Here is a 23868-nt window from a genome sequence, read left to right as displayed (position 1 = left end):
TTGTTTGCCGGTTTCAACGCGCCCGTCTGGTGCGGGCGTTCTCGTCCTCGGCATCCTTCCTTCGCTGGCGCGACAGGGCCGAGACGATGTTCTGTTCGGTGAGATCCATGAGCTTGTGCATGGCCTGGCGCGCGCCGTCCGGATTGCGCGCCCAGATCTCGTCAAGCACCGCGCGATGATAGGGCAGGCTTTTCCGCGGTGCGCCCGGATTGGTCGTCGACAGGTTGAACGACATCCGCAAGGCTGCTGCGACCGTCGCGCCGAAGGCGATCAGAAAGTCATTGCCCGTGGCGATCAGGATGCCGCGGTGAAATTGCAAGTCGGGCTCGGCATAGGCGAGCCGGTCCATCCCGGCCGCGTCCATGCCGCGATAGGCGCGTTCGATTCGGCAAAATCCTCATCCGTGCCGCGCATCGCGCAGATCGCGCAGGCCTCGGGCTCGACGATGCGGCGGACCTCCATGATCTGCTTGGCGAACTCCTGCGTCGGCAGCGCCGACAGCGTCCAGTTCAGCAGCTCCTCGTCAAGCATGTTCCAGTCGAAGCGCGCGCGGACATGCGTGCCGGCCTTCTGTTTCGAGGCGATCAATCCCTTCGCCTTCAGCAGCGACAGCGATTCGCGGATCGAGGCGCGGCTGACGCTGAAGCGCGAGGCCAGCTCGACTTCGCGCGGCAAGATCGTGCCCTCGCGCCATACCCCGGTCAGGATCAGTCGTGCCACCTCGCGGGCCACCTGGGCGCTCGCCTGCGGATTATCGCTGCTGTCGGTCTTGGCCACGGTGAACCCGGTTCCGTGAAGTCAAATGTCTGATTTATTGCAGATGCGGACGACGCGGCGACAGAACGTCGGCCGTCACATGCAAGATAATCCCATGGCGGCAGGTTTGACAAGAATTATTATGTCAGACATATCTTCTCCCAGATCAACGCCGCGCGGGACAAAACCATCGTGACAAAGCCCCACATCGTCCTGGTCATGACCGATCAGCAACGCTTCGACACGATCGCAGCGACGGGCCACCCCTATATGAAGACGCCGAATCTCGATCGGCTGGTGCGTGAGGGCGTCTATTTCGACAATTGCTTCATCAACGCGCCGAGCTGCGTTCCCTCGCGCGCGGCGCTGTTCTCCGGCCTCTATCCGCACGCCTCGGGCGTGCTGAAGAACGGGCAGCACTGGCAGAAGACGTGGGTCACCAATCTGGCGGAGGCCGGTTATCACTGCGTCAATGTCGGCAAGATGCACACGATCCCCTACGATGCGAAGGCCGGCTTCCACGAGCGTTTCGTCGTCGAGAACAAGGATCGCTTCTTCGAGGGTCGCTGGTTCGCCGACGAGCTCGACAAGGCCTTTGCCGCCCACAAGCTGACAAAGCCGTCGCGCGCCGGCTACCGCAGCCTGCCGGACTATGGCGACCGCATGGGCGCGTTCACCTGGGAGATGCCGAAATCGCTGCATCCGGACATCTTCGTCGCGGAGACCGCGATGTGGTGGCTCGAGACCCGACCCAAGCCCGAGGCGCTGTTCATGCAGATCGGCCTGCCCGGACCGCATCCGCCCTATGATCCGCTGCCCGATTATCTGGAACATTACCTCGCGCGCAACGACCTTCCGGTGCCGCAGCCGACCGAAGCCGAGATCGAGGGGCTGCCGGCCTATCTGAAGGAGAAGCGTCGCCACGACACCGAAGTCGACCATGACGCGGTGTCATGGAAGCTCGCGCCGACGCACGACGAGATGCGGCGCCTGCGCGCGCATTATTATGCCAACGTCACCATGATCGACGAGCAGATCGGCCGTCTCCTGCAAACGCTGGAAGACAGGGGCTATCTCGACAATTGCGTCGTCATCTTCATGTCGGACCACGGCGATAATCTCGGCGAGCACGGCCTCAGTCAGAAATGGTCGATGTACGAGCCCGTCACCCGCATCCCGCTGCTGGTCTGGTCACCGGGACGGTTCACCGGCGGGCGCCGCATTGCCGGGAAGTGCCAGCTGTTCGATCTCGCCCCGACCATTCTGGATCTCGCCGGCGCGCAGCGTCCAAAGCCGTTCCAGGCCCGCAGCCTGCTTCCGGCGCTGAAGGGCGAGGAGTGGGCCGGCCGTGGCTTCGTGTTCAGCGAGCAGGCTGGCGACGTCGCCATGACCGGCGCAAGGCTGATTACCATGGTGCGCGACGACAGGTGGAAGGTCGTGTTCATTCACGGCGCCGAGGACGGGCAGCTGTTCGATCTCGCGACCGATCCGCTCGAACGGCACAATCTCTTCGGCATGCCCGAGCACGCCGGAATCATCAGCCGTCTGAAGGACGCCTTCATCGACTGGCGGCAGAACAGCCTGCTCGAAACGATGGATCTGAACGCGGCCGCACGCTGATGCCTATGAATCGTCGGCGTTACGGCCCTGCCATCTCAACGCCGGCGCCGACACGTCGGGCAGGCCCAGCAGGTTGATCGCGCGGCAGGCGATCTGGTCGACGATGTCGGCCATCGACTGCGGCTTCAGATAGAAGGCGGGCAGCGGTGGCGCAATGATTGCGCCGATCTCGGTCGCCTGGAGCATCGCGCGGAGATGTCCGAGATGCAGCGGGCTTTCGCGGACCAGGAGCACCAGACGCCGCCGCTCCTTGAGCTGCACGTCGGCCGCGCGCACGAGCAGATTGTCCAGATGCCCCCAGGCGATGGCCGACAGGGTGCGGATCGAGCACGGCGCCACGATCATGCCGCTGACCGGAAACGAGCCGCTGGCGATGCTGGCGCCGATGTCGGAAGGATCATGGTCGCGGAAGGCGAGGGCGCGCAGCCGAGGCAGCGCGCCGGCGCCGACTTCCTCGGTAAGCGTGCGCTCGGCCGCCGGTGAGATCACGAGATGCACCGCACAGTGCGGATTCTCCGCCAGCCGCTCGACGATGCGCATGCCGATGGCCGCGCCCGAAGCGCCGCTGATGCCGACGACCACGCCATGCCGCGCGCTCATGCGGTCTCGCGCAGTTGAGGTCCAGCCATTGCGCCGAGCCCGAGTGCCGGCCACATCTTGTCGACCCTGGCGACCACGGCTGGATCCATCATCAGGGGCGCGCCCCAGGCCCGCTCCGTCTCGGGCGGAATCTTGGTGGTGGCATCGATTCCGAGCTTGCCGCCGAGGCCGGATTTCGGCGAGGCGAAATCGAGATAGTCGATCGGCGTGTCCGAGAGCGTGACGAGGTCGCGCGAACTGTCGCTGCGGGTCGCGACCGCCCACATCACGGCGCGCCAGTCGCGGATGTCGATGTCATCGTCGACCACGATCAACAGCTTGGTGTAGCTGAATTGCGGCAGCATCGACCACAAGCCCAGCATCAGCCGTCGCGCCTGGCCGGGATAGCGCTTCCTGATGGAAGCAATCGCGACCCGGTAGGAGCAGGCCTCGGGCGGCAGCCAGCAGTCGGCCACCTCGGGGAATTGCTGCCGGATCAGCGGCACGAACAGCCGGTTCAATGCTTCGCCGATCCGGGACGGCTCGTCCGGCGGGCGGCCGGTGAAGGTCGAGAGATAGATCGGCTGTCGGCGCGACGTGATGGCGGTGACCCGAAGCACGGGAAAGGCCTCGACCGAATTGTAGTAGCCGGTGTGATCGCCATAGGGGCCCTCGGCGGCCGTCTCGGTTGCCGAGACAAGCCCCTCGATGACGATCTCGGCCGCGGAGGGGACCGCGAGAGGAATCGTCAGGCACGGCGTCAGCTCGGGCCGCTCGCCGCGCAGGATGCCGGCGAAGCGCAGCTCGGATATCGTCTCCGGCAGCGGCAGCACGGCGGCGAGGATCGTCGCGGGGTCGGCTCCGATGACGATCGCGACCGGCATGTCGCGCCCTCGTGCCTTCCATTGCTGGTGATGCCGGGCGCCGCCGCGATGGGCGAGCCAGCGGATGATCGCGCGATCGCGACCGAGGATCTGCATGCGGTAGACGCCGACATTCTCTTCCTGGTCCGCGATGGGCGATTCCGGCGGCGCGGTGATGACCAGCGGCCAGGTGATCAAGGGTGCAGGCTCGCCCGGCCAGCAGATCTGCGCCGGCAGTCTTGTTAGATCGATGTCATCACCCATCGCCACGCGATCCTGCACCGCCGCCGCAGGGCGCGATCGCGGCCGCGTGGCAAGGGCGGCGCGGGCCAGCGGCAGCTTGCGCCAGGCATCCCGGACGCCATGCGGAGGACGCGGCGCGCGCAACTCGGCCAGCAAGACGCCGAATTCTTCGAGCCGATCCGGCGTGATGCCCATGCCCCACGCGGTCCGCTCCACCGTGCCGAACAGATTGGTCAGCAGCGGCATCTCGGATGGAGCGCCGTCGGCCCTGACCGGGCGTTCGAACAATAGTGCAGGGCCGTGTTCGCCGATCACGCGCCGGTGGATCTCGGTGATCTCATGGACCACGGAGACCGGTTCGCGAATGCGTCGCAGCTGTCCCTTGCCTTCGAGGAAGTGCAGGAAGTCGGATAATTCTCCGAAGCGCGGAACGTCACGTTGCAAGCGAACGGTCTCCTGAAAAAGCAGAAACTAGCCGGCGTGATTTCGATCTTCATTGTTCCCGCTCAAATACATTTGCGCGCAATCGGCTCAGATGACGGAATGAGTCATTCGTCCGTCGCGTCCGGTTCGTTGCCGACAATTCCGCCACTTCTCGCTCTGGCGATACGTCCCTTGCCACTGCTGCCGCTGCAATTCGCCCTCGGTGGCTTCCTGTCGCGGATATTGAGGCGCAATCCCGGACTGCTCGACCGGCTCGGACCGCATCGCCGTGCGCGGTTCGGGATCAGGCCGGTCGATCTGCCGTTCGCCTTCATCGTCGAGGCCACGCCGCCGCTTCTGTCGGTGGTGCGCGAGCTGCCGCAAGACCTGGATGCCTATGTCTCCGCCTCGCTCGCCAACCTGCTTGCTTTGGTCGAGGGCAGGGTCGATGGCGATGCGCTGATGTTTTCGCGTCAGCTCGGAATCGAAGGCGACATGGAGGCTGTGCTGGCCTTGCGCAATGCGATCGACGATGCGCGGCTCGATCTCGCCACGGAGCTGGCGTCCCTGTTCGGTCCGTTGGGCGAGCCGGTAAGGCGCTCGTTCGAGGCCGCGCGGGACAGGCTGACCGGCTCGCCGCAGGAGCAGAGGTGATGGAGCTGATCTGTCCCGCCGGCACGCCGGCCGCGCTGCGCAGCGCCATCGATGCCGGCGCGGACGCCGTCTATTGCGGCTTCAACGACGAGACCAACGCGCGCAATTTTCCGGGGCTGAACTTCAGCCGCGACGAGCTGCGCAACGGAATCGCGTTCGCCCACGGACGCGGCGCGCGCATCCTCGTCGCCATCAATACCTTTCCGCGGGCGTCGTCCGTGGCTCTATGGCAGCGCGCCGTGGACGATGCCGTCGATGCCGGAGCCGACGCGCTGATCGTCGCCGATATCGGGCTCATGGATTACGTCGCCAAGCGTCATCCGGGTCAGCGCCTTCATGTTTCGGTGCAGGCCGCCGCCGCAAATCCCGATGCCATCGCGTTCTATGTCGAGACGTTCGGGGCGCGCCGCGTCGTGTTGCCACGCGTGCTCAGCGTTGCGGAGATCGCCGAAATCACCCGCGAGACGACGTGCGAGACCGAAGTGTTCGTGTTCGGCGGCCTTTGCGTGATGGCCGAAGGGCGCTGCTCGCTGTCGTCCTATGCGACCGGCAAATCGCCGAATATGCAGGGCGTCTGCTCGCCGGCAAGCCACGTGGCCTATGAGGAGACCGCGCAGGGAACGACGTCCCGGCTTGGCGGCTTCACCATCAATCGCTTCGCCCCGCAGGAGGCCGCGGGCTATCCGACCCTCTGCAAGGGGCGGTTTTCCACCGCGCATGGCGACGGCTACATCTTCGAGGACCCGGTCAGCCTCGATGCCACGAAGCTGCTCGGGGGATTGCGAAGCGCCGGCGTTGCCGCTCTGAAGATCGAGGGGCGTCAGCGCGGACGGGCCTATATCGAGAGCGTGGTCCGTCACTTCCGCCGCGCACTCGATACAATCGAGCAGGGGGGCGAAGCGGACATCGTGAGCCTGCGGCCCTTCACTGAAGGCCAGGCCTCTACGCTCGGCGCCTATCGCAAGACATGGCGATGATTAATGGCGATGATTGCAACCGATGGCGGCCGGCCATCAATGAGAGAAGCCCCGATGCAACTCGAGTCTCGGCCCCGTCCTCTACAATTGGGCGCCGGAACGCTGGCGCGATTTCTACTTCCGGATGGCCGACGAGGCGCCGGTCGATGTCGTGTCCGTAGGCGAGGTCGTATGCTCGAAACGCTCGCCGTTCTTCGCGGAGCACCTGCCTGACGTGATCGAACGGCTCCAGCGTGCCGGCAAGCAGGTCCTGCTGGGTTCGCTGATCCTGGTGTCGCTGCGGCGCGAACGGCGTCAGACCGAGGAGCTCTGCGCAACTGACGGCGCATTGGTCGAGGTGAACGACTTGACCTGCCTTCGCTCGATCAAGGGCCGGTCGCATGCGATCGGTCCCTACGTCAACATCTACAACGAGACCAGCGCGGCCTTTCACGTTCGGCAAGGCGCAGCGCGCATCTGCCTACCGCCGGAATTGCCGATCTCGTCAGCGGCGGTGATTGCCGCAGCGGTGCCCCAGGCCGTGATCGAGATTTTCGCCTTCGGCCGGGTGCCGCTGGCGATCTCCGCCCGTTGCTACCATGCGCGGCTTCACAAGCTGTCCAAGGACAATTGCCGCTTCGTCTGCGAAAAGGACCCGGACGGGCTCGCGTTGAAGACGCTGGACCAGCAGGAGTTCCTCACGATCAACGGCGTCCAGACCTTGTCGCATGCCTGCACCAATCTCGTCGGAGACGTCCCTGCATTGCGTGAGGCGAGAATCAGCTCGCTGCGCCTGTCGCCGCAGGATTGCGACATGGTGGGTGTTGCCAGAATCTTTCGCGATGTGCTCGACGGACGCAACTCAGCCGAAAGCGCAAGCCGCCGCTTATCCGATCTTTACCCGGGCGTCGCCTTTGCCAACGGCTTTCTTCGCGGCAAGCCCGGCTTTTCCTTCGCGTGACGTCGCGTCCTGCAAAGCAAGGGGGCGGCTTACGCGGGCCTGCCCTTTACCACGCCTACCACGGCGATGAATAGTTGCGCACATCATCCCCAGGGTCGTCCTGGCGAAGGCCAGGACCCATACCGCGTGATCTCTCGATTGTGAGCGCTCGCAGTACCGAGCAGCCCGTCTTCGCCAAACTACTCCCCGGGGTAATGGGTCCTGGCCTTCGCCAGGACGACGGCGGCGCTGGCGGTTGGCGACATTAGCTGACCAGATATTTGGCGACCGCCGCCTCGTCCCACGCAATCCCGTTGCCGGGCTCCTCGCTTGGGAGCGCAAAGCCATCCTTGATCTTTAGCCGCGTCGACAGCACCGCGTCGGCCCAGTCGACATATTCCAGCCAATGCGCGGTCGGCGTCACGCAGAGCAGATGCGCGCTGACCTCCGAGAACAGGTGCGTCGACATCTCGATGCCGGCGGCATGCGCCAGCGCCGCGGCGCGGAGCCAGCCGGTGACGCCGCCGATGCGTTGGACATCAGGCATGACATAGTCGCAGGCTTCCGCGGAGAGTGCCGCCTGCATCGCGAAGGCGCTGTCGAAATTCTCGCCGATCTGGACCGGCGTGCGCAGCGCGTCCGCAATGCGGGCGCAGCCCTCATAGTCGTTGTGGCGGATCGGCTCCTCGATCCAGGTGAGGCCCTCGTCGTCGAGCATCTCGCCGCGGCGGATGGCTTCGGTGACCGTCAGCGCCTGATTGTAGTCGCCCATCAGCGTCACCTGATCGCCGACGGCCTTGCGCACCGCGCGCACGACGGCGATATCCTCCCGTGCATCGGGTCGGCCGACGCGGATCTTTGCCGCCCGAAAACCCTCGGCCAGCAGCTTGTGCGCTTCCTCGACTGCCGCGCCCGCCGGCATGATGCCGAGCCCCTTCGAATTGTAGGCCCTGACCGGCTTTGGCGCGCCGCCGAGCAGGCGCGCCAGCGGCAGGCCGCGTGCGCGAGCGAGTGCGTCCCATGCCGCCATGTCGATGCCGGATTGCGCCAGCCGTTGCAGGCCGGCGAGCCCCAGCAGCGTGAAACGCTGGGCCAGCTTGCGCTCGATCTCGAGCGGCAGCAGCTCGTCGCCGGCGACGAGCTCCGACATTTCGGTGACCATGGCCGTCAGCGGCTTCAAGGCAGACGGCGTGATCGAGAACAGATAAGCATGCCCGCGCACGCCCTGGTCGGTCTCGCAGTCGATCAGCACCAGCGGCGCCTTGGCGACCGCCCCGGTCGAGGTCTGGAGCGGCAGGTTCATCGGCACGATCACGGGCCGCGCCTGGAAACGCTTGATGCGGATGGTCTCAGTCATGGGTCTCTCCCGGCGGAGCGGATGCAGGTCGGCGCCGATCTTAAGCATCCGTGATCAAACGAAAAGGTGCTTGGCCGCCGGCAGCGGGCTGTCGCTTCTCTCGCTGCTGCGCCGCCAGGCGCGCCGCATCAAGCTCGAATCTCGGCCCTGCCGTGGTGAAGGCGTGAGGGCGTGCGTAGCCTTCGCTCCTCCAGAGAGAGTGCGCCATGTGGCGCTCCTTACCCTCCCCCTCCAGGGGAGGGTAAGCGCCCTGCTCTCACCGCGGCACACCAAGGTAAACTCACCTTGCCGCGCCTTCCGTGAACGCCGTCTCGATCACCTCACCAAAAGGTTGCCAGGAACGACCGTCGAACTGGACGAGCCGCATCTGCTTGATCGGCAGATAGTTGCTGGGCGAGGTATTCATCCTGATGTTGGGCAGCGCAACGGAGGGGTGATAACCCTTCAGCGAAGCCGCCTGACGCATGATGTTGTCGCGCGAGAAGTCGTCGCCGCATTGCTTCAGCACCTGCGTCAGCGCTTCGGCCGCGGCGTAGCCGTAGAGCGCGGCGCTGCTGTTGGTGCTTTCGGCCTGATGGTATTTGTCCATGAAGGCGAACCAGTCCTTCATGGCGGCATCGTCTTTCCATGCGGGATCGCTCGGATCCTTCAGAAAAGCCGCGGAGATCACGCCGGCGGAGTTCTCGAGGCCCGCGGGCGCCATCGCATTGGCGATCGAGGCCGAGGCGTCGTTCACGATGAAGACCGGATGCCAATTGAGTGAGGCCGCCAGCTTGATCACCTTGGATGCCGTCGACGGCACGCCGAGAAAGACGAAGATGTCGGCGCCCGCGCGCTTGAGGATCGAGACGTGTCCGTCGAGATGTTCGTCGGCAATGTCGAAGGCGATGTCGACGAGGACATGACGGTTCAGGTCGCCAAGGCCTTCCTGGATGCCCTTGTAGAGCATGCGGCCGAACTGGTCGTTCTGCCAGAGCACCACGATCTTCTTCCGGGGATAATAGGCCTGGATGTAGTTGGCGTAGATGCGTCCCTCCGACCGGAACGGCGGCTGCCAGCCCATGGTCCAGGGAAACGCGCTTGGCTGGCTCAGCTCCTCGTCGCCGGAGGCGGCGAACAGCTGCGGGATTTTCTTCTCGTTCAGGTACCAGCGCGTGGCGAGATTGCCGGGCGTGCCGAACGATCCGAACATCAGGTGCACGTCCTCGGTCTCGACCAGATTGCGCGTCAGCTCCAGCGCCGTCGCAGGATCGGAATTGTCGTCGCGCGTGATGAAGCGGATCTTGCGGCCGTTGATGCCGCCACGCGCGTTGATCATGTCGAAATAGGCGACCTCCGCCTGGCCGATGGCGCCGAACTCCGAGAGCGGTCCCGAATACGGCATGACATTGCCGATGCGGATTTCCTTGTCGGTCGTGGTTTGCTCCGCGTGTTGCAGGGACATCGCCCCAAGCGAAGCCAAAGCGACGATCAAAACGAACAGCAGCCTGCCGGTGACGCGCATGCTCGACACCTTGTTGGCCCCCGAATAGAGTCGGCTCAATCCCCACCAAGGCTGGTTGATGTAGGTCAAGCGTTTGGCGATCGTATGGCTTGATCGTCGGTTTTGATGTTGCAGAGCATTGAGCCAAAACGGCAGGCGTGTTGACGCGCCGCGAGTCCTTTCGCTGCTGGAAAGCGCGCTGGCATCGCTCAAGCCGGCGTGAGGCCGATCGGGCTTGCCGGATTGAGCCCCATGTGATCGCGAGGAAGGTCTGCCCCCTCTCCCGCTTGCGGGAGAGGGCTGGGGAGAGGGTGTCTCCACAGAGAGACTCCCAACGAGGAGGAAGCCCTCACCCGCGCCTTCGGCGCGACCTCTCCCGCAAGCGGGAGAGGTGAGGAGACCCCGGCTCTATAGCCCCCCTACGGCAGCCCCCGCGCCTCGAGCTGATGCACCAGCAGCAGTGTCGGCTCGGCGAGGCTGTCGCCGGAGCCGTCGAGGCCAAAGGCACTCGCGATGCCGTCGCGGCTGCGCAGCAGCGTGCTGCGCGGACAATGTCCGGCGCCGCAGAGCGTCTTCTTCAGGGTCTCGCCTTGCGAGACGACGCCGGCGGAATCGTCCGCGGCCCAGGCCAGCAGGATCGGCACGTCGACATTGAGGATGCCGGGGAAGACCGATCGCTTGTTATATTGGCTGGCCTCGCTGCCGAGATAGGCCTTCTCGCTGTCGCTCGCGTCCTTGCCCGCGCGGTAGATGCCGGACACCAGGACGACGGCGGCGACATCGGCGCGGTCGGCCTGAAGCTCGGGATGCGCCAGCAGGGACGCGACATGGAAGGCGCCGGCGCCGTAGCCGACCGCGACGATCTCGCGGGCATCGCCGTTGAACAGGTCGATATTGCCGTTAACCCAGGACAGCGCCGCCGCCACGTCGCTCGCGCCGGCGGGCCAGGGCGCCGAAGGTGCCAGGCGATAGTTGACGCGCACCCCGATCATGTCGTTGCGCGCGGCAAAGCACATCGCCTGGTCCTGGATCTGCCGGGCCAGCTCGGGCGCCGCGCGGTCGCCGGTGAAGGTGTCGCCGGCCACGAACAGCAGCACCGGCCGCGGCGTATCCGCCTTGGTCGCGCTGGTCGCGACGTCGAGCACATTGGCCTCGCTCTCGCCGTAGCGCAGGCCGCGCGAGAAGGTGACCTGCTCGCACAGCCGCGCGGTGCCGCCGGCAGTCGTGTCGGAATCGGTGAGGCCCACTTGCACGAGATCGGACGGCGGCGACGGCCGGGCCGGCAAAGGTCCATGCGCGGAGGCCGTGGTCATGGTCAAAAGCAGGAAAAATGCCAGATAATTCTTCATCGTCGTGCCGGCCTTGCGGGCCTCATATTGGCTCGCCGGTTTGGCCTGTCTTTTCAATTCGCCTCATTAGTCAGCTGGCCTTGAGGCGAATTCACGGCACCTTTGGTCGGCACGCGACTGCTTTTGCAACGCAAGTTCGCGGCCCCCGGGGCGATTGCGCCGCGCGGCTTTTTTAGCTCGATCCGTCAAGGCGTTGCCCGGCGTCGTCCAGCCTCGCTGCGGAAACGGCTTTCTACTGTGCATGGGGTTGTTTTCGCAGTTTTTGTTTTGGACGGCCGGCACAGCACGTGCCGGACGCCGCCCGGTGGCAGCTCGGCGATTGCCCTCAAAGGCGCCGAACTGGAAGCGCTGGAGCGGCAATGCTGCGATGCGGCCGATCAAGTCCTGCTCGACCGCGGCATCGATAAGATTTCCTCGCACGTCCGTGATGGAACCTAATGGCGACTGGTGCGACTTACATATGACGCGGGAAGTAACGTGCGAGGCTGTCATGGCAGAGAAGCATACCGCCGATCCGGCAGAGATCATGCGGGCGACCGGTCATCCTGAGCTGGAATATGCCGCCGGCTGGACCATCGCCGGTCTCGTCACCATCGCCGCCATCGTCGCCGCCTGGGTGTTCGCCATTTAGGCAGCTGGAAACTGGAGCTCGAAGACCGCGCCCTCGTCGGTCGGCGTGAGCCTGATTGAGCCGCCATGGCTCGCCATCACCGCGCGTGCAATCGCCAGCCCCATCCCGGTGCCACCCTGGTCGCGGCGGGTGGTGAAGAAGGCGTCAAAAATCCTGTCGCGGTTGGGCGCCGAGATCGGCTCGCCGTCATTGCTCACCGTCAGCAGCAGGGTCGTGCGCTCGAAGGTCGCCTCCAGCCTGATCGTTCTCGCCTTGTGCCGCATCGCATTGTCGGCGAGATGCGACAGCACGATCAGCGCCTTCTCGCCGGACATGCCGATCGCCCGGTCGAGGCTGCCGCTGGCCGATATCGCGCTTTCCGGAAACCGGCTTTTGAGATCGGCAATCACGGGAGCAAGCTCGGTGCGTTCGTTCTGCGGCAGGCTTTCGGCGCGGGCGAGCTCGCGCAGCCGCTGCGCCATTGCCTCCAGCCGCTGGGTGTCGGACAGGATGTTGGTGATGAAGGTCGTCTGCTCGGCCGGCGTCAGGCTGCCCGATTTGCCCTGAAGTGAATCCTGCAGCCAGCTCGGCCGCGCCCTTGATGGAAGTGAGCGGCGATTTCAGCTCGTGGGTGAGGTGGGCCGAGAACGTCGCGATATAGTCCGAGCGCCGCGCCAGCTGCTCGGCCATGCCGAGGAAGCTGTGCGAGAGCTGGGCGAACTCGCGCGTGCCGTAATGCCGGAGCGGCCGGAACGCCTCGCGGTCGCCGCGGCCAATTCTGGCGGCGCGGTCGATCAGCTCGCGCATCGGCAACGTGATGGTGCGCGAGAAAACGAGGCCGATCGCGATCGTGCCGAGGACCACGGCGAGCCCCGCCAGCACGAACTTCGCCCGCTCCTGGTAGAGATGGTCAAAAATGTTGCTCGGTGTCCGCGTGGTGTAGATCACCCCGGCGACGCGGTTGTTGACGATGACCGGCATCGCCGAGAACACGTGCACGCCGAGACCGCGGCTGAAGGAATAGATCGGCGGCGGCGGCTTGTCCGGCACGCGGTTACGCAAGGTGGCACGGTATTGCCCGTGCAGCGCGTCCGCGACCTCCTCGATATGGGCGACCGACTGCCCGACCTCCTGGCGCCCGGCGATCACCACGCCCTGCGGATCGAGGATGCGAAAGCCCGCCAGCGTCACCTTCTGGGTCTCGCGGATGATCGGCGTCAGTTTTGCGCCGATCTCGACATAGGCCTGCTCCGCCGCCCGGGGAGCGGCCTGCGCATCCGGCCGCCGCCGCAACAAATCATTGGCGGTGAGGTCGAGCGCGGGACGGATCGGCGTGACCTGGTCGCCGGGATCGGGCAGCACGCCCGGCGGCACCTCGGCGCCGAGCGTCAGGCCGCTGTCGAGCCTTGCAATGACTTCCTGAGCATAGATCGTCGCGAGCACGCGGCTCTGCGCGATCAGCTCGGCCTGGGTCTGGCGAATGAGCTGGTTGTCGTAGAGGCGGAAGAAGAACAGGCCGACCAGCGGCAGCACGGCGACGGTCGTCAGCACCGTGAAGATGACGAGCCCAAGCGACGGCCGCCATTTGTCGGGCGCCGCGCTCATGCCTCTTTCTCGCAGCGGCCGAGCTTGAAGCCGACGCCGTGGATGGTCTCGATGACGTTCTCGCAATTCAGCGCCGCCAGCTTGGCGCGGATGTTGCGGATGTGGCTGTCGATGGTGCGGTCGGAGACCTGGATGTTGAGCTGGTAGGCCGCCCGCATCAGCTGCTCGCGGTTGAACACTGAGGTCGGCCGGGTCAGGAAGGCGCGCAAAATACCGAACTCGATTGCCGTCAGTTTCAGCGGCGTGCCGGCGAAGGATGCCAGATGCTGCTCGGGATCGATCAGCAGGCCGCCTTGCGCGAGCGCGGTGGGACCGGCCTTGATCTCGCCGTTGCGCGAGCCGAGACGGCGCAAGATGACGTTGACCCGCGCGACCAGCTCGCGCGGGCTGAACGGTTTTGTCACGTAGTCGTCGCCGCCGATCTCGAGGCCAAGGATGCGATCGATCTCCTCATCGCGCGCCGACAGGAACAGGATCGGCACGTCGGACGTCTTGCGGATCTCGCGGCAGACGTCGAGGCCGTCGAACTCCGGCATGCCGATGTCGAGCACGATCAGATCGGGCTTGTCGGCGGCGAAGCGGGCGAGCGCCTCCTTGCCGTCGCGCGCTTCGATCACGTCCATGCCGGCCTTCCTGAGGGCGACACGGATGACCTCGCGGATGTGGCCTTCGTCGTCGACGATGAGAATGCGATGCGCCAAGAACTTCTCCGCTAGCTCGTCAGCCTGCCGGTTGGCTGCCGGACTGAGCTTTCGCCTGGGCGTCCAGCCTGCGCTGGAGCCGCCAGTTGCGAAAACCCCAGCTTCGCCAGGCCAGATCCTGGCGCTGCTGTTCTACAAGGCGGTCGCGGCGCGACACAAGGCAGCTCTCGGGGGTGCCAGACCGCAGCAAGATGGCCTTGTCGATGGCGGGCAGCGCCTGCGGCCCGAGCGTCAGGAGATAGTTGATGTCGATCTGCACGCCCTTGCCCGATGCTTCCCGGCTGTGGGTGACATTGTAGTCGGCAATGAAGGCATCGAAGTTCACGAGCGAGCAACCATAGAGCACGATCGCGAGCGCGATCAGATTGACGCCCACGAGCCATTGGTTGGATCGGTTGAGGGCGATGCGGGTCACGATCAGGACCAGTCCCAGCGCGACCAGCCCCATCCAGATGAAGGCCGCGATGCGCCAGTAAGTCAGCGTGTAGACGTCCACGTAGAGTTCGAGGCGCAGGATGGAGGAGGCGACGAGCAGCACGTTCTGGCCCACCCAGAGATAGACCAGCGGCCGGATCACCTTCGATTTCTCGGCTGGCCCGCCCGGGCGCATCGCCACCAGCACGAAGGCGGCGGCGAGCAGCGCGGTTACGATCAGCGGATATGCGCCGCGATGGGCGTACCACGCATAGGTCAAATTGTCGGGCAGCGCCACATGGCCCCAGAGATAGATGCCGTCGAGAATGGACTGTGCCGCGAACAGCAGGTTGAACAGGATCAGCGAGCGCAGGATGGTGGAGGGGCCGAGAAATTCCGCCGAGACTTGGGACGGGAGCGGCGGCGGCACGGGACCATCGGCAACGGTCGTGGTGACAATCGTCTTGCGCCGCCAGCGCACATGGATGAAGGGCCAGACCAGCGCGAGCATCATGGCCCAGAACAGCACGCGCGGGATGCTGACATATTGGAGGATGAGTTTCGGATGAAGCAGGGACACCCACTGCTCGATCACCGGATTGGCCGCGGCAAAGAGTGCGATGAAGACGGCGCTGAGCGCTGCAGGCATCAGCCAGAGCGCGATGCCGCGGGTGAACGCCGACGCGTTGAGTACCTGGGGCACATCGAGGAAGAACCTGAAGGGACCGAGCAGGACGACGTTGCGCAGCGCGCGAGCACGGTCACCGAGCCCCGTCGTCTCCGGGTTGGTCGTAAGCAATAGTGCGGTGAGCAGCGCCGTGACGAGGATCAGGAGCGACAGCGTGTTGAGCTCCTCGATGGCCGGCACGAGGCCGGCGACGAGAATGGCGGCGCCGATCGTCGCGTGACGCGGATCCAGCGCGGCATGATTGAAGAGCATCGATACGCAGGCCGTCGCGATCGCAAAGAGCGTCAGCGACAGCCCGATCCGTTCGCCGTAGAACAGCCAGTCGGCCAGTGCAGCCAGCGCCAGCGCAAGGCCAAGCTTGGCCGGAATGGCGGAATGCCTGATCGGCTGGAGGTCCGCTGCTATCGTCGAAGCCAGGCTTGTCATGTCCAAGAGACCTTTCGTGATATGTGGCGTCACGAAGTCTGAAGGGGGCTTGTGCAGAAACCGGGATCATCGTCTGCACGGTTTCAGGAGTCTTTTGCAGTTTTCGTGCAGGCGCGCTTTTGCCGCTCGCGTAGCGCAAATCGCTTTGATAGGTGCGGAGCATTCACTGCAATCGCGTGTAATGCATCATGCAATTCCTCCCCCGCATCGGTCTCATCCTGCTCTGGCTTGCCGCGCCTCTCGCTGCATTCGCGGCCGCGAACAAGAACGACCCCTATCTGCTCGTGCTGCGCGGCGCTGGAAACATCGCGCTTGTCGTCGCAAGCATCATGATCGTCATCGTCCTGCTGCGCCGCAGGTGCTGGCGCAGCACGGCGGGCAAGCTGCTCGTCATGTTCTGGTGCCTGCCACCGCTGTTGATGTCTGCTGCGCATCTGAAATTCGAGCTGCGCAAGCACGATGTCCTCGCCGCGAGCCCCGCTGAGGCGCGACAGCTCGGGCCTCACTTCATGGTCGGCTATTCGTCGTTTCCAGAAGTTGCGCGACTTGCCGAGCAGGGATTGATCGGCGGCGTCTACGTTACGCGGCACAACATCCGGGGACGGACGGTCGAGGCGCTGCGTGTCGAGATCGCGGCGCTCCAGGATATCAGGCGCGCCGCCGGCCTGCCGCCGCTGGTCGTCGCCGCGGACCAGGAGGGCGGCATCGTGGGACATCTGCGCCGCCGCTGACGAAGGTGCCTGCGCTGGCGACGCTCAGCGGACTCGCGCCCGACGACCAGCAGGCCAAAGCCGAAGAGTTCGGCCGTATCCACGGGCGCGAGCTCGCGGGCCTTGGCGTCAATCTCAATCTCGCGCCGGTGCTCGACCTGAAGCCGCCGACGAGGCGCAACCGCCTCGATTTCCACACGCTGATCGGGCAACGGGCGATTGCGACTGATCCCGCTGTCGTCAGCACGATCGCGAGAGCCTATGTGCGCGGGCTGGAAGAGTCAGGCGTCGGTGCCACGCTCAAGCATTTTCCCGGCATCGGCCGCGTGCGCACCGACACCCATCACTTCAGCGCCAACCTCGATGCGCCGGTGAAGGAGCTGGAAGCAACGGACTGGCTCCCATTTCGCGAGGTGCTGTCGCATTCGCGCAGCGCGCTCATGGTCGGTCATGTCACGCTCACCGCTGTCGATCCCGATCGCGCCGCCTCGCATTCGAAACGCGTCGTCGAAGGGATCATCCGCGACACCTGGAACTACCAGGGCGTGGTGATGACCGACGATCTCGTCATGGGCGCGATCTACTAGCACGACGTCTGCAAGGCCGTGGTCGAGGCGATCAATGCCGGCGTCGATCTGCTGCTGGTTGCCTATGACGGTGCGCAGTTCTACCGGGTCTTTGGCTGTGCCCTGCAGGGATCGCGGCAGGGCAGGCTCGATGCGGCGATGCTGCGCGCGAGCGCGGCTCGGTTGGAAAGAGGCTTTCCGCCCGAGCAGGCGCGAGCCGCCTCACTCACTGGAAGTACACTTGAGACAGCGCGTGCCGCCTTGCGCGCGAGGGGTGGTTGAACGCGGCGCGCATCCGCGCCAGGCAACTGAGGACCTCGAGATGGCGAGCATTTCGCGCAGTGGGGAGTGTTACGGCGTCACCGCGCCGCGTTCGACCGCGCGCGGGGCCGTTAGCTTCTTCCAGGTCGAATTGGCGACATGTACCGGCGAGAATGGCGGCCGCTCGACATAATGGCCGTCGCCGGCCTCGGCGCGCAAGCTCCCATCCTTCCACGCGATGCGGCCGCGCGACAGCGTCACCGTCGGCCCGCCGATACAGGAAAAGCCCTCGAACACGTTGTAATCGATCCGGCTCATCTGCCGCTTGGCACTGATGGTCCTGGTCGCCTTGGGATCCCACACCACGATGTCGGCATCCGAACCGACGGTGACAGCACCTTTCCGCGGATAGATGTTGAGGATGCGGGCGATGTTCGCCGAGGTCACCGCGACAAATTCCTCCTTGGTCAGCCGCCCGGCGGCGACGCCCGCGGTCCATAGCAGCGCGAGGCGGTCTTCGAGGCCGCCGGTGCCGTTCGGGATCTTCCTGAAGTCGCCGAGGCCGAACCGTTTCTGCGCGGTGGTGAAGGCGCAATGGTCGGTCGCGACCACCTGGAGCGAGCCGGCTTGCAGGCCGGCCCACAGGCTGTCCTGATGCGATCTGTCGCGGAAAGGCGGTGACATCACGCGCTGCGCGGAATGATCCCAGTCCTTGTTCTGATATTCATCCGCATCGAGCAACAGGTGCTGGATAAGTGGTTCGCCATAGACGCGCTTTCCAGCCGCGCGTGCCCGCGCGATCGCCTCATGCGCCTCGCGGCAGCTGGTGTGCACGATGTAGACCGGCGTGCCGGTCATGTCCGCGATCATGATAGCGCGGTTGGTGGCTTCGCCCTCGACCTCCGGCGGCCGCGAATAGGCGTGGCCTTCGGGGCCGGTGACGCCGCGTGCGATCAGCGCCTCCTGCATCAGGGCGACGACGTCACCATTCTCGGCATGGACCACCGGCATGGCGCCCAAATGAGCGCAGCGCGCGAACGAGTTGTAGAGCTCGTCGTCATTCACCATCAGCGCGCCCTTGTAGGCCATGAAATGCTTGAAGGTGTTGATGCCGTAGGTTTTGACCACGGTCTCCATCTCGTCATGGATATGCTTCGACCACGACGTCACGGCCATGTGGAAGCCGTAGTCGGAAGCCGCCTTCTCGGATTTGCGGCGCCAATCCTGATAGGCGCCAAGCATCGACTGGCCGGGATCAGGCAGGCAGAAATCCACCACCATGGTGGTGCCGCCGGCGAGCGCCGCCTTGGTTCCCGATTCGAAATCGTCGGCGGTGACGGTGCCCATGAACGGCATTTCGAGATGGGTATGCGGGTCGATGCCACCAGGGATGACGTAGGCGCCGCCGGCATCGATCACTTCAGTGCCGGTGGGCGCATCGAGCGAGGCCCCGATCGCGACGATGGTCTCCCCGTCGATCAGCACGTCCGCGCGGCGCGAATGATCGTGATTGACGACGGTGCCGCCGCGGACGAGAAGGGGCATGAAGGGCTCCGGAAGAGGTGAGGGGACGTCTCGCTGCGAAGGCTAAGCGCGGCGACCGCGATGCGACAGGCGAAATTTTAGTCAGCCTTCGCCGATGCTTTCGCCGCGCTGCTCTACTTTGCGTGGGCGACCAGCCCATCCAGCATTGCGCGCACGAGGCCTGCGATCTCCTTGCGCAGCGCCGGCAGTGGCACGGCGACCAACTTCTGTTCCAACCCCAGCGCCACCATGCCATGAACCGCCGAGAACAGGCTCCGCGCAGTGATGCTCAGTTCCTCCGGGCTGCGCTTGGGAAGCAGCGCGGCCAGCGGCTGGTAGATGTGGCGGAACAGCTGCATCTGGTCGTGGATCGACCAGTCGGGGACAATCTTGTCGGCCTCCATGCGGTGCTCGAACAATGCGCGCCAGAGCTGGAGATTTTCGGCTGCGAAATCGCAATAGGCGATGGCGATGCGAACCAAGGCTTCTTGTGGCGAGGGCTCGCCAGCGCCCTCTGCCGCGCTGAGCGCCTCGTCGAGCCGAAGCAGCGTGCGCGAGCCGACGCGCAGGATCAATTCGTCGACATCGGCCACGAGATTATAGACCGCGCCATTGGCGCAGCCGATCTCGCGGGCAAGATCGCGTGTCTTCAGGCCCGCCAATCCTCGTTCAGCGATCATCCGCTCCGCCGCCAAGATCAGATCGGCTCGAAGTTTCTCTCGACGTTCCAAGGCCTTAGACATCTATTTACCAGATTAGTGAACATTGTTCAAAAACATCTTGAGCAACGCTCAAGATGTGCTACAAGTTATTCGTGAGCAACGCTCATAACAGGGAGCAACAAATGTTCAAGACCGTAGTGACGCTTTTCCGCGGCAGCGTGGCCGCTGCGGGCGAGGAACTGGAAGACCGGACCGCTCTTCTGATCCTCGATCAGCAGATGCGTGATGCGGCCGCGGCCGTCGAGCGCAGCAAGCGCACGCTGGCGCTGGCGATCGCGCAGGACCAGCAGGAGGGCCGCAAGCTCGAAGCGACGAATGCCCGCATCGCCGACCTCGAGACCCGTGCCGTTGCGGCGCTCGACGGCGGCCGCGAAGACCTCGCCAAGGATGCCGCTGAAGCCATCGCGGGCTTAGAGGCTGATCGCGATGCGGCAATGACGGCGCGCGCGCTGTTCGCGACCGAGATCGCGCGGCTGAAGCGCCACGTCGCCAGCGCGCAGGCCCGCATCACCGAGCTCGACCGCGGCCGCCGTATTGCCCGTGCCTCGGAAGCGGTGCGCTCGCTTCGTCGCGGCGGCATCGAGGCTGCACGTCCCTACGAATCCACACTGCCGGAGGCGGAGGGCACGTTGAGGCGTCTGCGCGAGCGGCAGATGGAAGCCCAGGCCGCCGACGATGCCCTGGTCGAGCTCGACGCGGCCACCGGTCCGCTCGCCACTGCCGAGAGGCTAGCCGAACAGGGCTTTGGTCCCCGGCTCAAGACGACCGCGGAGGACGTGCTGGCGCGGTTGAAATCCAAGCGCATGCCGTCAGCCTGATCTCACATCCGATCCCTCGAACCCAATCATCATTCGAACCAACAGGAGACCCATCATGAACCAGAACGGCCAGCCCCACAGCAGCGCCTGGGTGAGCTTCACTTACGCGTCCTTCGCAGCCTCCGCCTTCCTCGTCGCCATCGGCATCTTTTTCCTGCCGATCGACCTCTGGATGAAGGGCTATCTCACCATGGGCATCGTCATGCTGATCCAGACCTGCATCACGCTGACCAAGACTGTGCGCGACAATCACGAGAGCAGCCGTCTCGTGAACCGCATCGAGGACGCCAAGGCCGAGCGGCTGCTGATGGAAGTGTCCAAGGCGGCTTGAGGAGACCAGAGCGGGAAAAGAGCGCTCTGCGCAGGGCGGCTGATGCCGAGCATCCGCCGCCCGCTGTATTTCCGGTCATTTGCCACAATCGCGGCATCGTCTGCGAAATGCAGTCGAGCCGTCATGGCAGGGCGTTGCGCCCATATGTTGCCGAGAGCCTTCTCGTGCATGCCGAGGACTGGCACGTGATTGTCGAGGTCAGAGCAGGCTTTGCCGATTGTGATTTGAACGCAGGTGCGATATGGCTCTCGCGCTTTCCAGAGCCGGAGATGAGCTTTGTCAAAACAGTCCCTGCGTGAGGAGGCCGAGCGCCTGATCCGCGAATCGATGGAAAAGAAGACCATCGTCGTCAAGCAGGGCACCACCCGCATCGAGGCCGTCTGCGGCAAGTGCGGCGCGCCGAACCGGGTGCAGGCGGAAAAGGGCCAGACCCGCGTCAAGTTCGCCTGCAAGAATTGCGGGCATAAGCAAGAGACGCTGTAGGGTCGTGGTCGTACCCTCTCCCCTTGTGGGAGAGGGTGGCTTCGCGAAGCGAAGCCGGGTGAGGGGTTCTCTCCTCACGGACAATCGCGCGAGTTAGAGAACCCCTCATCCGGCGCGATAGCCGAAGCTTTGCTTCGGCGTCCTTAAGAACGGCGGCCAGAGGCCGCCTATGCCACCTTCTCCCACAAGGGGAGAAGAGGAAGATCTAACCCCTCTCCACAAACGTCTTGAATGCATCCGCGTAATCCGGATGCCAGCGCGACAGCGGCGGGCGGTTCTCGATGATATCGCCGGCGGCCCACAGCATGCGCTTCTCGTCGAGTGCGCGGGGCACGTCATTGTCCGGGCACAGGATGTCGAAGTCGCCGGCCTCGAGCCGCCTCAGCATGAAATCCACGGTCTGCTCCGGCGTCCAGGCGCCGGCGGGCTTCTCGGTGCGGCCCTTGGCGGTGAGGCCGGTGAAGACGAAGCCTGGAATGAGCAGATGTGCGGTGATGCGGCAGTCCCTGGTATTGCGCAGCTCGTGCTGGAGGGCTTCCGTAAAAGCCTTCACGCCGGCCTTGGAGACATTGTAGGCGGGATCGCCGGGCGGGGTGGTGATGCCTTGCTTCGAGCCGGTGTTGATGATGAGGCCGGGTTTGCCGCGCGCGATCATGCCGGGCGCGAAGATGCGTGAGCCGTTGATGATGCCCCACATGTTGACGCCGATGATGCGCTGCCAATTGTCGGGCCCGGCGAACAATGTGCTGCCGGGCTGGATGCCGGCATTATTCATCAGGATATCGGTGCCGCCGAAACGTGCGCGCACGGCGCGTTCCAGTTCCATCACGCTCTCGGCCTTGCTGACATCTACGGCAGACGTCATCACATTCCCGGCACCTGCGACGGATGACAGTTTTGTTGCGGCCTCAGCCAGCCGCGGCTGATCGACATCGGCGATGCACAGCTTCATGCCGATGCGCGCAAACGCCGAGGCGGCGGCAAATCCGATGCCGGACGCGCCTCCCGTGATCACGGCAACGTTGTCTTTGACGATGGCGGGATGTGACATGGCGGGGTCTCCGGCGAAGCTACATTGCGCTCCATCGCCTTATAGCACGTGCCGCATCCGACCCTGCACAAGTCGGCATGGGAGGTCTTCGCTCCGCGCCGCCTTTACGCCTCTCCGGCGCGGCTGTATTTTATGCGACGAACGATCCCGCGCAGATCGAACCAATCAATCACCTGACAGGGAGTGCAGCCATGGCTGTTTCGCAGGCTATTCCGATCACGCGCCATCCATTCGCGAACGGGTCCTACAAGCAGATGCTGATCGACGGGGAGTGGGTCGACGCTGCCTCGGCAAGCGCTTCGAGACCCGCAATCCCGCCACCGGCGAACTGCTCGCAACCGTTGCCGAAGGCGACAAGGAAGACATCGACCGTGCGGTCGCCGCAGCACGCCGTGCGTTCGAGGGTCCCTGGAGCAAGATCAAGCCGTTCGAGCGGCAGAACCTGCTCTTGAAGCTCGCCGATCTCGTCGAGAAGAATTTCGATGAATTGTCACAGCTCGACACGCTCGACATGGGTGCTCCCGTCAGCCGCACCCGCGCCTATCGCCTGCGCGCGATCGGCATGCTGCGTTATTACGCCGGTCAGACCACCGCGATCCATGGCGAGACCATCGAGAACTCGCTGCCCGGCGAGATCTTCTCCTACACGCTGAAGGAGCCGGTCGGTGTCGTCGGCGCCATCATCCCCTGGAACGGGCCGCTCGACGGCGACGATCTGGAAGATCGGCCCGGCGCTCGCGACTGGCTGCACCGTGGTGCTCAAGCCCGCCGAGGAGGCGCCGCTGACCTCGCTGCGCATCGCCGAGCTCGCGATGGAAGCGGGCGTGCCGCCCGGCGTCATCAATGTCGTGCCCGGTTATGGCGAGACCGCAGGCGCGGCGCTCGCCTCGCATCACGACGTCGACAAGGTCGCCTTCACCGGCTCGCACGTCACGGGCCAGTCGATCATCCGTGCGTCGGCGGGAAACCTCAAGCGCGTCTCGCTCGAGCTCGGCGGCAAGTCGCCGGACATCGTGTTCGCGGACGCCGATCTCGATGCCGCGGTGCCGGGCGCTGCGATGGCGGTGTTCGCCAATTCGGGGCAGATCTGCAGCGCGGGCACGCGTCTGTTCGTCGAGCAGTCGATCTACGAAGAATTCGTCGGCCGCGTCGCCGAGTTCGGCAAGAAACTGCAAGTCGGCAACGGTCTCGATCCCAACGTGCAGATCGGCCCGCTGGTGTCCGAGCAGCAATTGGAGCGCGTCACCGGCTATCTCGATATCGGACAGAAGGAAGGCGCCAAGGCGCTTGCCGGCGGCGGCCGTGTCACCGAAGGCGCGCTGTCGAAGGGCTTCTTCGTCTCGCCGACGGTGTTCGCGGGCGTCCAGGACAATATGCGCATCGCGCAAGAGGAGATTTTCGGGCCCGTCATCTCCGCGATCGCCTTCAAGGACATGGACGAGCTGGTCAAGCGCGCCAACGCCACCACGTTCGGCCTCGGCTCCGGCCTGTGGACTCGCGATGTCAGCAAGGCGCATGCGGTGGCGAAGAGCCTGCGTGCCGGCTCGGTGTGGGTGAATTGCTACCAGACGATGGACCCGGCCGTGCCGTTCGGCGGCTACAAGATGAGCGGCTACGGCCGCGAGTCTGGCAAGCAGCACGTCGAGGAATATCTCAACGTGAAGGCCGTCTGGGTCAAGACGGCGTAAGACCTGCTCTCTTCCGCGTTCCGTAAGAAGGAATATTTGATTTCGTG

At 64.8% G+C, this 23868-nt stretch carries 20 protein-coding genes and 4 pseudogenes; 11 read left to right on the top strand and 13 right to left on the bottom strand.

Annotation, left to right across the window (positions count from 1 at the left end; genetic code table 11):
• Positions 1-13: 13 nt before the first annotated feature.
• Both ACSKB8_RS16725 and ACSKB8_RS16720 read right to left on the bottom strand, forming a co-directional pair.
• On the bottom strand, positions 14-349 hold the full coding sequence (locus ACSKB8_RS16725; protein WP_438105289.1) for a FadR/GntR family transcriptional regulator: 336 nt from the start codon (positions 347-349) through the stop codon (positions 14-16).
• A complete protein-coding gene (locus tag ACSKB8_RS16720) occupies positions 295-777 on the bottom strand; it encodes a FadR/GntR family transcriptional regulator (protein WP_438105288.1) in 483 nt (160 codons plus the stop codon). The genes ACSKB8_RS16725 and ACSKB8_RS16720 overlap by 55 nt, the downstream gene beginning before the upstream one ends.
• Before the next feature lie 171 nt (positions 778-948).
• On the opposite strand from ACSKB8_RS16720, the gene ACSKB8_RS16715 reads away from it, so the two are divergent.
• The gene (locus tag ACSKB8_RS16715) at positions 949-2376 is read left to right on the top strand and encodes a sulfatase family protein (RefSeq protein ID WP_438105286.1); all 1428 of its coding nucleotides are present in this window, start codon (positions 949-951) and stop codon (positions 2374-2376) included.
• 3 nt (positions 2377-2379) lie between these two features.
• Here the strand turns inward: ACSKB8_RS16715 and ACSKB8_RS16710 are convergent, their stop codons facing one another.
• Both ACSKB8_RS16710 and ACSKB8_RS16705 read right to left on the bottom strand, forming a co-directional pair.
• Complete coding sequence (locus ACSKB8_RS16710) at positions 2380-2976, bottom strand: UbiX family flavin prenyltransferase (RefSeq protein WP_438105284.1); 597 nt, start codon at positions 2974-2976, stop codon at positions 2380-2382.
• Positions 2973-4505 (bottom strand): UbiD family decarboxylase, encoded by a 1533-nt coding sequence (locus ACSKB8_RS16705; protein ID WP_438105282.1) that lies wholly within the window; start codon positions 4503-4505, stop codon positions 2973-2975. The genes ACSKB8_RS16710 and ACSKB8_RS16705 overlap by 4 nt, the downstream gene beginning before the upstream one ends.
• Positions 4506-4676: 171 nt before the next feature.
• On the opposite strand from ACSKB8_RS16705, the gene ubiT reads away from it, so the two are divergent.
• From ubiT to ubiV, 3 genes and pseudogenes are all read left to right on the top strand, one after another.
• Positions 4677-5138, top strand: a complete 462-nt coding sequence (gene ubiT, locus ACSKB8_RS16700) for a ubiquinone anaerobic biosynthesis accessory factor UbiT (RefSeq protein ID WP_438105280.1) — start codon at positions 4677-4679, stop codon at positions 5136-5138.
• Positions 5138-6115 (top strand): ubiquinone anaerobic biosynthesis protein UbiU, encoded by a 978-nt coding sequence (gene ubiU, locus ACSKB8_RS16695; protein ID WP_438105278.1) that lies wholly within the window; start codon positions 5138-5140, stop codon positions 6113-6115. Before ubiT ends, ubiU begins: the two co-directional genes overlap by 1 nt.
• Positions 6116-6179: 64 nt before the next feature.
• Positions 6180-7055 (top strand): annotated as a pseudogene (gene ubiV, locus ACSKB8_RS16690) (ubiquinone anaerobic biosynthesis protein UbiV); the annotation flags it as partial.
• Between the two features lie 244 nt (positions 7056-7299).
• On the opposite strand, the gene ACSKB8_RS16685 reads toward ubiV, so the two are convergent.
• The 3 genes from ACSKB8_RS16685 to ACSKB8_RS16675 all read right to left on the bottom strand — a co-directional run bounded on the left by ACSKB8_RS16685 (position 7300) and on the right by ACSKB8_RS16675 (position 11223).
• Positions 7300-8391: an enolase C-terminal domain-like protein gene (locus tag ACSKB8_RS16685; protein ID WP_438105277.1), complete on the bottom strand. Its 1092-nt coding sequence runs from the start codon at positions 8389-8391 to the stop codon at positions 7300-7302.
• Between the two features lie 280 nt (positions 8392-8671).
• Positions 8672-9895 (bottom strand): ABC transporter substrate-binding protein, encoded by a 1224-nt coding sequence (locus ACSKB8_RS16680; protein WP_438110557.1) that lies wholly within the window; start codon positions 9893-9895, stop codon positions 8672-8674.
• Positions 9896-10293: 398 nt separating this feature from the next.
• Entirely contained in the window at positions 10294-11223 is a 930-nt protein-coding gene (locus ACSKB8_RS16675; RefSeq protein WP_438110555.1) for an alpha/beta hydrolase, read from the bottom strand.
• 102 nt (positions 11224-11325) lie between these two features.
• On the opposite strand from ACSKB8_RS16675, the gene ACSKB8_RS16670 reads away from it, so the two are divergent.
• The gene (locus ACSKB8_RS16670) at positions 11326-11661 is read left to right on the top strand and encodes a hypothetical protein (RefSeq protein WP_438105275.1); all 336 of its coding nucleotides are present in this window, start codon (positions 11326-11328) and stop codon (positions 11659-11661) included.
• 52 nt (positions 11662-11713) lie between these two features.
• Entirely contained in the window at positions 11714-11854 is a 141-nt protein-coding gene (locus tag ACSKB8_RS16665; protein WP_164934688.1) for a hypothetical protein, read from the top strand.
• On the opposite strand, the pseudogene ACSKB8_RS16660 reads toward ACSKB8_RS16665, so the two are convergent.
• From ACSKB8_RS16660 to ACSKB8_RS16650, 3 genes and pseudogenes are all read right to left on the bottom strand, one after another.
• Positions 11851-13438: pseudogene (locus ACSKB8_RS16660) on the bottom strand (ATP-binding protein). The gene ACSKB8_RS16665 and the pseudogene ACSKB8_RS16660 overlap by 4 nt on opposite strands.
• Positions 13435-14139 carry a response regulator gene (locus tag ACSKB8_RS16655; protein ID WP_438105273.1) on the bottom strand — a complete coding sequence of 235 codons (705 nt, stop codon included), beginning with the start codon at positions 14137-14139 and terminating at the stop codon, positions 13435-13437. The pseudogene ACSKB8_RS16660 and the gene ACSKB8_RS16655 overlap by 4 nt, the downstream one beginning before the upstream one ends.
• A gap of 19 nt (positions 14140-14158) precedes the next feature.
• Positions 14159-15667 (bottom strand): DUF4153 domain-containing protein, encoded by a 1509-nt coding sequence (locus tag ACSKB8_RS16650; RefSeq protein WP_438105271.1) that lies wholly within the window; start codon positions 15665-15667, stop codon positions 14159-14161.
• A 188-nt stretch (positions 15668-15855) separates the two neighbouring features.
• On the opposite strand from ACSKB8_RS16650, the pseudogene ACSKB8_RS16645 reads away from it, so the two are divergent.
• Positions 15856-17225 (top strand): annotated as a pseudogene (locus ACSKB8_RS16645) (glycoside hydrolase family 3 N-terminal domain-containing protein).
• 69 nt (positions 17226-17294) lie between these two features.
• On the opposite strand, the gene hydA reads toward ACSKB8_RS16645, so the two are convergent.
• Together hydA and ACSKB8_RS16635 are read right to left on the bottom strand one after the other, a co-directional pair.
• A complete protein-coding gene (gene hydA / locus ACSKB8_RS16640) occupies positions 17295-18749 on the bottom strand; it encodes a dihydropyrimidinase (protein ID WP_438105269.1) in 1455 nt (484 codons plus the stop codon).
• Positions 18750-18862: 113 nt separating this feature from the next.
• Positions 18863-19471, bottom strand: coding sequence for a TetR/AcrR family transcriptional regulator (locus tag ACSKB8_RS16635; RefSeq protein ID WP_438105267.1), 609 nt, complete (start codon positions 19469-19471; stop codon positions 18863-18865).
• Between the two features lie 101 nt (positions 19472-19572).
• On the opposite strand from ACSKB8_RS16635, the gene ACSKB8_RS16630 reads away from it, so the two are divergent.
• From ACSKB8_RS16630 to ACSKB8_RS16620, 3 genes are all read left to right on the top strand, one after another.
• Positions 19573-20268, top strand: a complete 696-nt coding sequence (locus tag ACSKB8_RS16630) for a PspA/IM30 family protein (RefSeq protein WP_438105265.1) — start codon at positions 19573-19575, stop codon at positions 20266-20268.
• 55 nt (positions 20269-20323) lie between these two features.
• Complete coding sequence (locus ACSKB8_RS16625) at positions 20324-20599, top strand: YiaA/YiaB family inner membrane protein (RefSeq protein WP_061846546.1); 276 nt, start codon at positions 20324-20326, stop codon at positions 20597-20599.
• Positions 20600-20875: 276 nt separating this feature from the next.
• Entirely contained in the window at positions 20876-21082 is a 207-nt protein-coding gene (locus ACSKB8_RS16620; protein ID WP_025033895.1) for a hypothetical protein, read from the top strand.
• A gap of 205 nt (positions 21083-21287) precedes the next feature.
• On the opposite strand, the gene ACSKB8_RS16615 is transcribed toward ACSKB8_RS16620, so the two are convergent.
• Positions 21288-22133: an SDR family NAD(P)-dependent oxidoreductase gene (locus ACSKB8_RS16615; protein WP_438105263.1), complete on the bottom strand. Its 846-nt coding sequence runs from the start codon at positions 22131-22133 to the stop codon at positions 21288-21290.
• Between the two features lie 191 nt (positions 22134-22324).
• Here ACSKB8_RS16615 and ACSKB8_RS16610 point away from each other — a divergent pair.
• Positions 22325-23821 (top strand): annotated as a pseudogene (locus ACSKB8_RS16610) (aldehyde dehydrogenase family protein).
• Positions 23822-23868: the final 47 nt, after the last annotated feature.

It is taken from the genome of Bradyrhizobium sp. BR 1432 (assembly GCF_051547705.1).
Lineage (GTDB): Bacteria > Pseudomonadota > Alphaproteobacteria > Rhizobiales > Xanthobacteraceae > Bradyrhizobium > Bradyrhizobium zhanjiangense.
Note: the sequence above shows the minus strand (reverse complement) of the source record. Positions and strands in the feature narration are given on the sequence as shown.